The organism is Pseudomonas sp. UBA3149 (assembly GCF_002364655.1).
Lineage (GTDB): Bacteria > Pseudomonadota > Gammaproteobacteria > Pseudomonadales > Pseudomonadaceae > Chryseomonas > Chryseomonas luteola.
Genome location: NZ_DEYV01000005.1, coordinates 190781 through 204672, shown reverse-complemented (window position 1 = coordinate 204672; position 13892 = coordinate 190781). Strand labels below are relative to the sequence as shown.

9 protein-coding genes are annotated in these 13892 nt (G+C 57.2%); 3 read left to right on the top strand and 6 right to left on the bottom strand.

Annotated elements, in window-relative coordinates; genetic code table 11:
* Positions 1-540 (bottom strand): DUF2058 domain-containing protein, encoded by a 540-nt coding sequence (locus B3729_RS02720; protein WP_010797461.1) that lies wholly within the window; start codon positions 538-540, stop codon positions 1-3.
* A gap of 259 nt (positions 541-799) precedes the next feature.
* Between B3729_RS02720 and B3729_RS02715 the strand changes: the two genes are divergently transcribed.
* On the top strand, positions 800-1723 hold the full coding sequence (locus tag B3729_RS02715; protein WP_074827799.1) for an aspartyl/asparaginyl beta-hydroxylase domain-containing protein: 924 nt from the start codon (positions 800-802) through the stop codon (positions 1721-1723).
* Between the two features lie 19 nt (positions 1724-1742).
* Here the strand turns inward: B3729_RS02715 and mazG are convergent, their stop codons facing one another.
* The 4 genes from mazG to cysM form a co-directional block, all read right to left on the bottom strand.
* Entirely contained in the window at positions 1743-2576 is an 834-nt protein-coding gene (gene mazG / locus B3729_RS02710) for a nucleoside triphosphate pyrophosphohydrolase (protein ID WP_074827801.1), read from the bottom strand.
* An 86-nt stretch (positions 2577-2662) separates the two neighbouring features.
* On the bottom strand, positions 2663-4906 hold the full coding sequence (relA, locus tag B3729_RS02705; RefSeq protein WP_010797458.1) for a GTP diphosphokinase: 2244 nt from the start codon (positions 4904-4906) through the stop codon (positions 2663-2665).
* Between the two features lie 194 nt (positions 4907-5100).
* Positions 5101-6447, bottom strand: a complete 1347-nt coding sequence (gene rlmD / locus B3729_RS02700; RefSeq protein WP_286786978.1) for a 23S rRNA (uracil(1939)-C(5))-methyltransferase RlmD — start codon at positions 6445-6447, stop codon at positions 5101-5103.
* Between the two features lie 26 nt (positions 6448-6473).
* The gene (cysM, locus tag B3729_RS02695) at positions 6474-7373 is read right to left on the bottom strand and encodes a cysteine synthase CysM (protein WP_010797456.1); all 900 of its coding nucleotides are present in this window, start codon (positions 7371-7373) and stop codon (positions 6474-6476) included.
* Positions 7374-7644: 271 nt separating this feature from the next.
* Here cysM and B3729_RS02690 point away from each other — a divergent pair, with 271 nt between their 5' ends.
* Together B3729_RS02690 and B3729_RS02685 are read left to right on the top strand one after the other, a co-directional pair.
* Complete coding sequence (locus B3729_RS02690) at positions 7645-10413, top strand: ATP-binding protein (protein ID WP_286786977.1); 2769 nt, start codon at positions 7645-7647, stop codon at positions 10411-10413.
* Positions 10414-10589: 176 nt separating this feature from the next.
* Positions 10590-12845 (top strand): putative bifunctional diguanylate cyclase/phosphodiesterase, encoded by a 2256-nt coding sequence (locus B3729_RS02685; RefSeq protein ID WP_286786976.1) that lies wholly within the window; start codon positions 10590-10592, stop codon positions 12843-12845.
* Here B3729_RS02685 and dinB read toward each other — a convergent pair.
* A complete protein-coding gene (gene dinB, locus B3729_RS02680; protein WP_286786975.1) occupies positions 12828-13889 on the bottom strand; it encodes a DNA polymerase IV in 1062 nt (353 codons plus the stop codon). The two genes, B3729_RS02685 and dinB, sit on opposite strands and share 18 nt — an antisense overlap.
* Positions 13890-13892 lie beyond the last annotated feature (3 nt).

Below are 13892 nucleotides of genomic sequence, written 5' to 3'. Positions count from 1 at the left end.
TTACCACATCAGATCGTCAGGAATCTGATACGCCGCATAGGGATCGTCCGCATCTGGCGCTTCATTCTGCACATTGAGCAGCACGACCCGACGTGGGTCACGCTCCTGGATGCGCTCAGCCGTTGCGCGGGGTACTACATCATAACGGCCTTCGTGTCGCACGATCCCCAGGCTACCCTTGCTCAACTTCTCACGCATCAAGGCATTGACCGGGACGCGCTTGACCTTCTTCTCATCAACGAAATTATAGTAATCGTCGCTTTCAAGCTTTGGCAGGCGACTCCCTTCGATCAACTGCTTGATCTGAGCCTGCTCAGCCTTGCGCCGCTTCTTTTCTTCCTGTTGACGATTAAGCTCCTGATCCCGGGCAAGCTTTTCAGCCTGGGCCTGTTGGGCAGCCAGTCTCTGGGACTCATCCTTCTCAGCCTGCCCGCGGTGCTCCATACGGGTTTGCTTCTGCTTTTGCTTGGTAGCCTGCTTGGCTTGTTTCTCGTTGACCAAACCCGCCTTCAGGAGCTGGTCGCGCAAAGACATACTCATGGGTGCAACTCGTTCTAAAGCCCGTCGGGCGGGCATGTTACGTTAAAAGACGCATAGTACCCGGACGGTCGGCCCCTAGGCCAGCCGGCAATCGGAATCGTCAATGTTCGCCAACCATCCTGTACATTGATTTTGCGCAGTGCAAGCATGGGTATAGAGTGAAATAATCACCACCATACAGTCAGCGCGTTAATATTGGCACACTACGCCACTGAAATGCTTAGCCTGCTAACCAGCTCAACCTGAAAAGCCGAGCCCCATGATTACCTTTATTATTCTTGCCCTATTCGTTGCCAGCGTACTGTTCGTACATCTGCGCGGCCGCTCACGCCTGCCATTCCTGCGTCAGCTGGTCAATCATTCTGCGGTCTTCGCGCCCTACAATTCCCTGATGTATCTGTTCTCTAGCGTACCCTCCAAGCCTTACCTTGATCGTGAGCGTTTCCCGGAACTGGATGTGCTCAAGGACAACTGGGAGGTCATTCGTGAAGAGGCCATGCACCTGTTCGACGAAGGCTATATTCGCGCCGCCGAGAAAAACAACGATGCGGGCTTTGGCTCTTTCTTCAAGAAGGGCTGGAAGCGTTTTTACCTGACCTGGTATGGCGAGCCGCTGCCTTCAGCCCAGACGCTCTGCCCCAAGACCGTCGAACTGGTCAGTCGCATCCCTAATGTAAAAGGTGCCATGTTTGCGCTGCTGCCCGGCGGCAGCCATCTGAACCCGCACCGTGATCCCTTCGCCGGCTCCCTACGCTACCATCTGGGACTTTCGACTCCCAATTCGGATGCCTGCCGGATCTACGTAGATGGCGAGCCTTACGCCTGGAGGGATGGTGAGGACGTCATGTTCGACGAGACCTTCGTGCACTGGGTCAAGAACGAAACGGAGCAGACACGGGTCATCCTGTTCTGCGATATCGAACGTCCGCTCCGCTCGCGTCTGCTGACTGCCATCAACCGTCGCGTCAGCCATTTCCTGGGCAGCGCCACTGCGCCTCAGAACGTTGATGGAGAACGTGTAGGCGGTATCAACCAGGCCTATGCCTTCAGCAAGCGCTTCGGTGATGCCTTTGGTGGCATGGTTCGCAGCTTCAAGCGTCGCCACCCCAAGGCATACAAGGTGCTCAAGCCTGTACTGGCCATCCTGGTCTTTGTCCTGCTGTTGAAGTGGATATTCGGCTGATCCATCTGTGCCAAAGCGCTTAACGGGGCGCTTTGGCCGCTCGCTCCTTCGCCTTGGCAGCATCCCATAACGCATCCAGCTCTTCCAGCTCACATGCTTCCGGACGCTTACCCTGCTCGCGCAACGCCTGCTCGATGAAGCGGAAGCGCCGCTCGAACTTGCTGTTGGCACCGCGCAAGGCATTTTCCGGATCGACCTTGAGATGGCGGGCCAGGTTGGTCACCACAAAGAGCAGATCACCAACCTCCTCGGTAATGTGCTCATGATCCTGCTCGGCCATGGCCTCGATAACTTCGTTCAGCTCTTCGTGCAGCTTGTCGATGATGGGTTCTGCGGCCGGCCAGTCAAAACCTACTCCAGCTGCACGCTTCTGTAGCTTGGCCGCACGAGACAGCGCTGGCAGCACAGCAGGAACGTCATCCAGCAGAGAGAGCTGCTCTGGCGCCTCGGCCTTTTCGGCACGCTCTTGCGCCTTGATTTCCTCCCAGCGCTGCTTGATGGCTTCTTCACTCAGACGGGGCTGATCCAGAGGGCCATAGAGATCGCCGTCGGGGAATATATGCGGGTGGCGCCGCACGAGCTTGCGGGTAATGCTGTCTACGACGTCTGCAAACAGGAACCGGTGTTCTTCCTTGGCTAGCTGACTGTAGTAGACGATCTGAAACAGCAGATCCCCCAACTCATCACGCAGCTGCGCATAGTCGCCCTGCTCGATGGCATCGGCCACCTCGTAAGCCTCCTCGAGCGTGTGCGGGATGATGCTGGCGTAGGTCTGTTTGAGATCCCAAGGACACCCATGCTGCGGATCACGCAGTCGGGCCATGAGATGAAGCAGATCGTCGAGGCTATACATAGGTCGTCCTTACAATCGAAATACGGTCAATAAAAAGGGCGAGCTTACGCTCACCCTTTCATGGTCATACACGGCTCCGGCGGGGCTCAGGTGGCACGATTACGACGGGCTTCTATGATGTTAGGTAGCTGGGAGACACGTCCCAGGAGCCTCCCCAACGCATCCAGCCCTGGAATTTCGATGGTAAGCAACATGTTGGCCGTGTTCTCTTCCTTGTTGGAACGCGTGTTGACTGCCAATACGTTGATGCGCTCGTTGAGCAGCACTTGCGAGACGTCACGCAGCAGCCCCGGGCGGTCGTAGGCCTTGACCAGGATATCCACCGGATAGGTTTGGACAGGCACCGGCCCCCAGCTGACCTGAATGATACGCTCGGGCTCACGGCTGGAAAGCTGCAGCGCATTCTGGCAATCCTGACGGTGAATGGTGACGCCACGGCCCAGCGTGATGTAGCCGACAATAGGATCGCCCGGCACCGGTTGGCAGCACCCGGCAATCTGAGTCAGCAAGTTGCCCACACCGTTGATCTGTACATCGCCCCGCTTGCCCGACTTGTGCGGAGACGGCTTGCGCTGCAGAAGATCAAGTGGATCGGTCTCCTTCTCTGGCTCGACCAGCTGCTGAGCCGCATGCATGACATGGGCAAGACGCAGGTCACCTGCTCCCAGGGCAGCCTGCATATCCTCTGCATTCTTGTAATTGACCTTTTCGGCGAGCGTGTTGTAGTCCACCGGCGGTAGCGCCAGACGAAGCAACTCTCGATCGATCATGGCCTTCCCGGCAGCCACATTCTGATCACGGGCCTGGAACTTGAACCAGTGAACGATCTTGGCCCGGGCACGCGAGGTCATTACATAGCCCAGGTTCGGGTTGAGCCAGTCACGACTGGGTGAACCCTGCTTGCCGGTAATGATTTCTACCTGCTCACCTGTCTGCAGCGTGTAATTGAGCGGCACGATGCGGCCATTAATCTTGGCGCCCCGACAGTTATGCCCGATCTCAGTGTGCACACGATAGGCGAAATCGAGTGGAGTAGCGCCCTTGGGCAAATCGATGGCATGCCCATCCGGTGTAAACACATAGACCCGGTCAGGTTCGATATCTACCCGCAGCTGCTCGGCCAGGCCACCGATATCACCCAGCTCCTCGTGCCATTCGAGCACCTGCCGGAGCCAGGAGATTTTCTCTTCGTAATGGCTGGAGGCCGATTTGACATCCGTCCCCTTGTAACGCCAATGAGCGCACACCCCCAGCTCCGCCTCTTCATGCATGGCATGAGTACGGATCTGCACCTCAAGCACCTTGCCTTCAGGGCCGATCACTGCCGTATGCAGCGAGCGGTAGCCGTTTTCCTTGGGGTTGGCAATATAGTCGTCAAATTCCTTGGGAATATGGCGCCACAAGGTGTGGACGATCCCCAGGGCGGTATAACAGTCGCGGATTTCAGGAACAAGCACACGAACCGCACGAACGTCGTAGATCTGGCTGAAATCCAGACCTTTTTTCTGCATTTTTCGCCAGATCGAATAGATATGCTTCGCTCGACCGCTGATATCCGCCTTGACACCCGTCGCAGCCAACTCCTGCTTGAGCTGCTGCATGACATCGGCAATGTACTGCTCGCGATCGAGCCGGCGCTCGTGCAGCAACGTGGCGATCTGCTTGTACTGAATCGGCTCCAGGTAGCGGAAGGACAAATCCTCCAGCTCCCATTTGATGTGGCCGATTCCGAGGCGATGCGCCAACGGTGCATAAATATCGAACACTTCACGCGCGACGCGGTTGCGGCGTTCATCCGTGGCGTTCTTGACCGCCCGGATCGCACAGGTACGCTCGGAAAGCTTGATCAAGGCCACGCGGACATCGTCCACCATGGCTACCAGCATGCGGCGCAGGTTATCCACCTGGGCCTGGGTGCCCAGCACCATTGATTGCCGCGGATTGAGACTGGCGCTGATCGCCGCCATACGCAGCACGCCTTCAATTAGCTTGGCCACAACCGGGCCGAAACGCTTGCCAGCTTCTTCCAGGCTCGCCTTGCCTTCGCGTACGGCGCGGTAGATCAGCGCGGCGACAAGGGAATCCTGATCCAGTTTGAGATCTGCCAGGATCTCCGCCATCTCTAGCCCCGTCTGAAAACTGGAGGTACCCGGAGCCCACAAGTGTTCGGAGGGTGCAGCCTCTGCTTCGGCCGCACGAGCGAATTCGCATGCTTCCAGCAAGGCCTGACGCTCGAAGTTCGGGTCCATGCTCTGGACGTGATCGAGCCATGCCTCGATGTTGATGCTGCCATCATTATTGACGGGTTGATGCGCTCTGACCTGTACCATCTTACGTTCCTCGGCGCTATTTATTGCGCCGTTTAAGTCCAGCCATCAACTGGCCGATTACGCGAGGTTCAGGCTAAACGAAAAAACACGTATTCAGGTGATCTGCGAGTGCTCGGAATGTAAAAGGCCATTACAGTCCCGAATACAGTCACACCGGACTCACCCTCATTCATTACTTTTCGCTAGACCTGCCCCTACCTCGCTACAAACAAAACCATCGCCTCGACATGCGCCGTCTGCGGGAACATGTCCAGGATTCCAGCCCGCACAGGAACATACCCCTGACGAACCAGTTCGCCTGCATCCCGTGCCAATGTAGCGGGATTACAGGACACATAGAGCACACGCTGTGCACCCAATTGCTTCATCTGCTGCACTACGGCCAACGCGCCATCACGTGGCGGGTCCAGCAATACGGATGAAAAGGTCTGGCCAAACCATGGCGCATCGATAAGCGGCTTCGACAGGTCTGCCTGGAAAAAGTGCGCGTTATCCAGGCCATTGGCCCGGGCATTTTTACTCGCACGCTCCGTCATGACGGAAACGCCTTCTACGCCAACCACGGCATGCACACGCTGCGCCAATGGCAGGGCGAAATTGCCAAGTCCGCAAAACAGATCGAGCACCCGCTCATTCGGCTCCGGCGCAAGCCAGTCAAGCGCCTGTGCAATCATCGCCTCGTTAACCGATGCATTGACCTGTACGAAATCACCCGGACGGTAAGCAATCGTCAGGTTCCATGGCTCCAGTTGGTAGCTAAGTGCTGCCTCGGGCTCGTCGGGATACGGCTCACCTTCGGCCTGCCACCAGAGCTGAACCGAGTGCTCCATGCAGAAATGGCGCAGATGATCGCTGTCACGCGGCGAGAGCGGACGCGTGACACGCACCAGCATGGCGCAGGCCGTCCCTTGAAACAGCTCGACGTGACCAATGGCTTGTGGCTGCTCCAACCCGACAAGTAAAGCCGGTAGCGCTCTGGCGATAGGCTGCAATGGCTCAACCAGCACACCACAGGCCTCCAGCGGAACGATATCCTGGCTGGCAAGCGCCCGAAATCCAACATCCAGGCGGCGAGCCTTGGCATCCCAGCGCACCGCGATGCGTGCACGACGCCGATAGCCCAGCTCCGGGCCATGCAGTGGCGCAGCCCATTCATTGGGCGTCACGCCGGCAAATCGCTGTAGTTGCTCGGCCAGCGTACGCTGCTTGAGGGCCAGTTGAGCCTCATGCGGAATATGCTGCAAGGTGCAGCCACCGCAACGACCGGCCATGGCACACGAAGGCAGGCGTCGTTCGCCACTAGGCTCAAGCACCCGCTCCACACGCGCCTCAACCACCTGGCTTTTGGCAGACAACACACGCGCCTCAACCGTTTCCGATGACAAGGCACCCGAAACGAACCAGGTCCGACCTTCGAGATAGGCGATACCCCGGCCATCATTGGCCATCTTCTCAATGGTCAGGCGCTGTTTCTTGCCGACCGGAACCGACGAGGCCCGGCTACCGCCGCTCGGCTGAAAACGCAGCCCTTTTACACGCATACTGTTCTCTTGAATCAAACCCGCGTTTAACGCGGATCATAAACACCAGTAGAAAGATAACGGTCACCACGATCACAAATGATCGCCACGATGACTGCATTCTCAACTTCTTTGGAAATACGCAGCGCAGCCGCTACGGAACCACCCGACGATACGCCGCAGAAAATACCCTCTTCCCGAGCCAGACGGCGCATCACGTCTTCCGCCTCTTCCTGGCTCATGTCGACAATACGATCCACACGCGTGGCATCGAAAATCTTTGGCAGGTACTCCTGCGGCCACCGGCGGATACCGGGAATGGCGGCACCTTCGCTCGGCTGCAGTCCGACGATCTGCACCTCAGGATTCTGCTCCTTCAGGTAGCGCGACACGCCCATGATGGTACCGGTCGTACCCATGGAACTGACGAAGTGCGTGATGCTACCGCCGGTCTGCTGCCAGATTTCAGGGCCGGTCGAGCTGTAGTGGGCAGAAGGGTTGTCCCCATTGCCGAACTGATCCAGCACCTTGCCCTTGCCCTCGGCCTGCATACGGGTCGCCAGATCACGCGCACCCTCCATGCCTTCTTCGCGACTGACCAGGATCAACTCGGCGCCATAAGCCGTCATAGCCGCCTTGCGCTCAGCGCTGGAGTTATCCGGCATGATCAGAACCATGCGATAACCCTTGATGGCTGCAGCCATCGCCAGGGCAATGCCCGTATTGCCCGAGGTCGCCTCGATCAGTGTATCGCCCGGCTGGATATCACCGCGCAACTCGGCACGCGTGATCATCGAAAGGGCTGGCCGATCTTTTACCGATCCGGCCGGATTATTGCCTTCCAGCTTGACCAGTAGGGTATTGGATGTCTCACCGGGCAGGCGCTGCAAACGCACCAGCGGTGTATTGCCGACGCAGTCGGCAATGGTCGGATACTGCACGCTCATGGAATTCGCTCGGTTCCGCTGCCTTTGAATAGGCCTCTATGATACCGGCAAATGAGGGGCGTTCCCTAATCTCATGATGCGCGGGATGAATAAAGGCGATATCAGGTCGTCTTTTCCGCAGCCTCTGGCCGTGAGCTGACACTACGACTCCAGCATTTTCGGCCTATTTACTCCCGCGGAGAACCGTTTAGCGACCATCCGCCACAAAATCGTCCCGGCAATCGAAACAACTGTTTTACACTTCCCCCATTGTTGCTCTGGAGACGGGTAAGTGCTGAACGAGTTGGGAATCAAGGGCCGCATCCTGCTGCTGAGCCTGCTACCGACGTGTGTCATGGCGATGGTGCTGGGCGGTTACTTCAGCTGGGTTCAGCTATCCGACATGCGGACGGTGCTGGAAGAGCGCGGCCAACTGATCGCCGAACAGCTTGGACCACTGGCCGCGCCTGCCCTGCTTCGGGATGACCGGGTCCTGCTCCAGCGCATTGCCCAGGATGTACTTGATCAGGCCGATGTACGGGCTGTCGAGTTCATCAGTGCCGACCAGAAAATCCTGGCCCATGCCGGCCCTCGTATGACAATCGCCATTCGTAACGACGATGGCGAGACCGCCAGCCTGCGCAGCGGTCTGGATGTCACACACTTCCATCTACCCGTTCAGGCCCGGCATCTCAAGCTCATTACCGGTGAGGTCAACATGCCCAGCTCGCACCTGCTGGGCTGGATCGATATCGAGCTGTCTCACCACGCCACCCTCCTGCGCGGCTACCGCAATCTGGTGATCAGCCTCCTTTTGATCATCTTCGGTCTCTGCCTGACAGCCGTGGTAGCTGTCCGTATCGGTCGCAGCATCAATCATCCCCTGCGCATCATCAGCGATGGCGTGGGTCATCTCAAGGACGGTCAGCTGGAAACCCGCCTGCCCAAAGACCTTGGCAGTTACGAGCTGGATACCTTGGCCGACGGGATCAACCGTATGGCCGAAGCCATGCAGAACGCCCAGGAGGAAATGCAGAACAACATCGACCAGGCCACGGAAGATGTGCGGCAAAACCTGGAAACCATCGAAATTCAGAACATCGAGCTGGATCTCGCCCGCAAGGAAGCCCTGGAAGCCAGCCGGATCAAGTCCGAATTCCTGGCCAACATGAGTCATGAGATCAGAACGCCCCTCAATGGCATCATCGGCTTTACCAATCTGCTACAAAAAAGCGAGCTGACGCCCCGGCAGCAAGATTATCTCGGCACTATTCAGAACTCTGCTGAAAGCCTGCTGGGCATCATCAATGAGATCCTGGACTTCTCCAAGATCGAAGCCGGCAAGCTGGTTCTGGAAAGTATTCCCTTCAATCTGCGCGATATGATTCAGGACACCATGACCATTCTGGCGCCAGCTGCGCATGAAAAGCAGCTGGAACTGGTCAGCCTGATCTACCGTGACACTCCGGTCCATCTGGTAGGTGATCCCCAGCGCCTGCGCCAGGTGTTGACCAACCTGGTCAGCAACGCCATCAAGTTCACTCACGAAGGCACTATTGCTGTCCGCGCCATGGTGGAAGATGAAGACGATGACCATGCCCAGCTACGGATCAGTGTTCAGGACTCAGGCATTGGTCTCTCCGAGCAAGATCGGGACATGCTTTTCCAGGCCTTTACCCAGGCAGACAACTCACTCTCCCGACAGGCAGGGGGCACCGGCCTGGGTCTGGTCATCTCCAAACGTCTCGTCGAGCAAATGGGCGGCGAAATTGGACTGGAGAGCGAGCCCGAGGAAGGATCCGAATTCTGGATCACCATCAACCTGCCCAAATCGCGCAATCCGCTGGAAACCCATCGCCGACTGGCCTTTGCCGGCCGCCGCGTAGGCCTTGTGGAACCACACGAGCTGACACGCCAATCGCTACGCCATCAGCTGGAGGATTGCGGTTTAGAGGTGGTCGAGTTCGAGACGCTTGAGCAGCTGACGGAAGCCGTTTCCAGGCAGCGGAAAAGCGAGGCCGCCATCACGCTGGCCGTGCTAGGGGTAAGCTCCAGCATCCTGCCACCTGATCTACTGACTGAGCGCGTCTGGCAGCTGGAGCGGCTGGACTGTAATTCGTTGATCTTCTGCCCCACGACCGATCAGTCCGTGTTCCATGCAGCCTTGCCAGATGTGCATTGCCAATTGCAGGCCAAGCCTGCTTGCAGCCGTAAACTGGAACGCGCCGTGGGTGAGCTGCTCAATCAGCGGCCGACTCGTCCTGAAAATACTGCCCATACCCGAATTGACCGCGCACCTCGCCTGCTCTGTGTTGACGATAACCCCGCCAACCTGCTGCTGGTCGAAACGCTTCTTACCGACCTTGGCGCTGAAGTCACGGGTGTCGACAGTGGTTATGCCGCTGTCGAGGCAGCACAGAGGGAGCGCTACGACCTTATCTTCATGGACGTACAGATGCCTGGCATGAATGGCCGACAGGCCACTGAAGCGATTCGCGCCTGGGAGGTGGAAAGCGAACATCCGCCGGTACCTATCGTGGCATTGACTGCCCACGCCATGTCCAACGAGAAGCGGGCCCTGCTTCAGGCAGGCATGGATGATTACTTAACCAAGCCCATCAGTGATCGGCAGCTCGCCCAGGTGGTGCTCAAATGGACTGGTCTGCGCCTTCAGCAAAACGATACTCAGGAGATGAGCCCGCTGTCCTCTTCCGGAGCGGACATTGCCAATCTGGCCATATTGGATGAAGACGAAGGGCTGCGGCTGGCCGCAGGCAAGGCCGATTTGGCCAGTGACCTGTTGACCATGCTGCTCGCCTCGCTGGCAGCTGACCGGCAAGCCATCCGCTCGGCCCGAGAGAATGGTGACCGCATCGGCCTAATCGAGCGGATCCACCGCCTGCATGGCGCAACCCGCTACTGTGGAGTTCCTCAGTTACGAGCCGCGTGCTACCAGAGCGAGACACTGCTCAAACAAGGCGCCCCTACTTCATCGCCCATTTTGGACGAACTTGATGCCGCTATCGTGCAGCTTTCGACCATGTCCAAAACACCTATTTAACGGAGTGGTGCCAATAGGCCAACTCACTGTTCAAGGTTTCACTCCTTTGTAAACACTATATAGTAGGCAGCTATCTTTTCGATAAACGGCGTCCATTCCGTGGCGCCATTATCGTGACACCTTAAATCCGGTATGCGATATTCGCCGCCGCTTAACTGTCAGACAGGCTATCTATAGTGATTCATCGGCTCCGACGTTTTTTATTGTTGGATGAATCCAGACAAACCCCAACACCTGACTTTATCTGGAAAACCAGCACGCTGCGTGTACTGGCGCTCAGCAGTATCGTGCTGGTTGCCCTTATTTTCATCCACTGTACCTATCAGGCACTAGAGGCCGGTCGCCCTTACGTTCTGATAATGGAAGCCGTCTTTCTTGGCGCCTTCTTCAGCCTCTTCGCTTTCAGATCACGCTCCTATCGGCTTAGCGGTACGGTCTTGATCTTCGTCCTATATGCACTCGGTCTGTGTAGCCTGTTCTTCGTCGACTACAAGCAGGCCAAGGCTGGCATCCTCATCATTTATGCCACACCGCTGCTGGCGCTGATCTTTTTCAACTGGCGCGTTTATCTGGTGCTGTGCGTCGCCAATCTGCTGCCTCTTTACCTTTTGTTGAGCGACACCCCCATACCTCATCTGTTTGGCATCAACCTGTCATTGAACTACACGCGCAACTACCTGCATTTGCTTCTGTTCATGCTGTTCAACGTGTGTATTCCGCTTGCCATTGCTCGTCTCATAACCACCTTGGCCAATGCGCAGCGACGCCAGCATCAGCTCAATCAGGCGCTACAATACAGCCAGCAACTTTACAATGAGGTGTTTTCCCACCTGGGCGCCTTTCTGCTCTGCCGAAGCGATGGACTGATCCTCAAACTCAATGACGAAGCGGCTGCCTTGCTGGGGCTACCAGCGCGGGTAATCGAGAGTCAGGTTTATTTGGGCAATCTAGTACGCAATGAACAAGGTGAGCCGGTCAAACTGGTTCCGGACGACTCCCTGCAGGAATGGCAGGTCCAGAGTAGAACTAAACCTCGCTGGCTCAATCTTCGTATCAGTCAGCCGACATCCAATCAGAATGTACTGGTAAAACTGCGTGACATTACCCATCTGCATGCTTTGCAAAGCGAACTGCGTAACTCCGAGCGCCTGAGCATTCTGGACCCGCTGGTAGGCGTACTGAACCGCAGCGGCGCCATCAAGCGACTGGAGCAGGCAATTGGCCAGGCGGGCTCGAAGCCACTGGCCGCGCTGACCATTCGCCTTCCTCACCTGACCTACATCAATACCAAGTATGGCCTGGACGTCGGCGATCAGTACCTGCAAGCCTTTGCGCACCACCTGAGTCGCTTGCCACGAAAGAATCTGGTAGCTCGCCTCAAGGGCGCCACATTTCTGGTGGTTCTCACCGAGCTGGACAGCATCGAAATCGGCCTTGATCGGCTACATGAACTCAAGAGCAGCCTACCTCCGCATTTGCAGATCGACCGACATCTTATTGATGTGGCGCCTGATCTTGGAACCGCGTTCTATCCTCAGGATGCAACCAATGCGCTGCAATTGATCGAACGTAGCAGTCATGCGCTCAAGAATCCCCATGGCGATACGCTGCTACCCACCTATGACTCCACCCTGGCGCAGCGCACGTTCGAGCGAACCGAGCTGTTGCTGGAGCTGAGAAAAGCCATCGAAACCCGCGCCCTTTTTCTTCACTATCAACCTCGGGTCGATGCTCAAGGCAACCTTCACAGTGTGGAAGCGCTGGTACGCTGGACAGCCCCCAACGGCCGCCCCGTTCCGCCCGATCAGTTTGTCGCCATAGCTGAGGAAAGTGGACTGATCCATACGCTGGACGCCTATGTTCGTGATATGGCATGTGCCCAGATTGCACGCTGGAAACGCGACCTGGGTACCGCACCACTGGTGGCAGTCAATCTGTCCGCTCAGGAAGTCGCAACGGAAGGTCTGGCCGAAAAGTTTTCCGGCTGCCTGCAACGATACGGGCTGACCCCTCATGACCTGGAAATCGAAATCACTGAAAGCAGCCTGCTTCATGAAAACGAAACCACGCTGACCAACCTCAAGACCCTCGAAACCAGCGGCTATCGACTCACCATGGATGACTTTGGCACTGGCTATTCGTCACTCAGCCGCCTGACCCACTTGCCTATTTCGAGCTTGAAGATTGACCGCTCCTTCCTAGCCGACGTTCCTGGCAGCGAGCGCCAGGAAACGCTGATCAAGACCTTGATCGCCCTGGCGCGCCTGATGGATCTGAAAGTCGTTGCCGAAGGGGTGGAAACCAATGAACAACTGGCGCTCCTGGATAGCCTGGGATGCGATCTCTACCAGGGTTACCTGTTCTCCCGTCCGGTCGATGCGTCCACGTTGACCGAGCGGTATCTGGCGCCCGGGTTACTCTTCAAAGAGTGACAATTGGCGGGCGCCCTCCCGCAAATCGATCAGTCTTACCCCTACGCCCAACAGGCGAACCGGCTTGCCTCCCCGCATGAAGGCCTGGGTCAGAAGCCGTCGATAACTATCGATATCCCGCCCAGCCCCGGCCTGCTCAAGGGTGGTTTGGGTAAAGTCGTGAAACTTGACCTTGACGAAAGGTTTTTCCGGCCGGTAATGGGTATCCAGTCGGCCAAGCCGCCCGGCCAGCTCTTCAAGCAAAGCGGGCAGCTGGGCCGTACAGGCGGCCAGATCAGGCAGGTCATGCTCGAAGGTGTTTTCAACACTGACCGACTGACGTCGGCTATCCACCTGGACCGATCGTTCGTCAATTCCCTGAGCCAGATTCCACAGCCGTTCGCCAAACAGACCAAACTCCTTGATCAATGCAAGGCGTCCCCACTCGAGCAACTGCTCGCACCGCTCGATTCCCAGGCGCGTCAGCTTTTCAGCCGTCACCTTGCCTACGCCATGCAACCGGGCAACAGGCAGAGTAGCCACAAACGCGGCCACTTCCGGTGGGGTAATAACAAACAGCCCGTTCGGCTTGCGCCAGTCGCTCGCAATCTTAGCCAGAAACTTGTTTGGCGCCACACCAGCTGAAACAGTGATATGAAGCTCTTCCCACACACGTCGGCGAATCTCCTGCGCAATTCGGGTTGCACTGCCGGAAAAATGCGGACTGTCCGAAACGTCGAGATAGGCCTCATCCAGGGAAAGCGGTTCGATCAAATCGGTAAAATCACGAAATATCATATGGATCTGACGCGATACCGCCTTGTAGACATCAAAGCGCGGGCGCACAAAGATGATGTCGGGGCACAGCCGCTGGGCTTGATGGGAGGCCATTGCCGAACGCACCCCGTATGCACGCGCCTCATAATTGCAGGTTGCGACCACACCACGCCGATCGGGAGTACCACCGACGGCGATTGGCCGGCCTACCAGGCGAGGGTCGTCACGCATCTCGACGGCGGCATAAAAACAGTCGCAATCGATATGGATGATTTTTCTCTGCGTCATACC

What these genes read in the sequence shown, in the direction of transcription:
- B3729_RS02720 (WP_010797461.1), bottom strand. Translation starts at nt 540, where the DNA reads ATGAGTATGTCTTTGCGCGACCAGCTCCTGAAGGCGGGTTTGGTCAAC.
- B3729_RS02715 (WP_074827799.1), top strand. Translation starts at nt 800, where the DNA reads ATGATTACCTTTATTATTCTTGCCCTATTCGTTGCCAGCGTACTGTTC.
- mazG (WP_074827801.1), bottom strand. Translation starts at nt 2,576, where the DNA reads ATGTATAGCCTCGACGATCTGCTTCATCTCATGGCCCGACTGCGTGAT.
- relA (WP_010797458.1), bottom strand. Translation starts at nt 4,906, where the DNA reads ATGGTACAGGTCAGAGCGCATCAACCCGTCAATAATGATGGCAGCATC.
- rlmD (WP_286786978.1), bottom strand. Translation starts at nt 6,447, where the DNA reads ATGCGTGTAAAAGGGCTGCGTTTTCAGCCGAGCGGCGGTAGCCGGGCC.
- cysM (WP_010797456.1), bottom strand. Translation starts at nt 7,373, where the DNA reads ATGAGCGTGCAGTATCCGACCATTGCCGACTGCGTCGGCAATACACCG.
- dinB (WP_286786975.1), bottom strand. Translation starts at nt 13,889, where the DNA reads ATGACGCAGAGAAAAATCATCCATATCGATTGCGACTGTTTTTATGCC.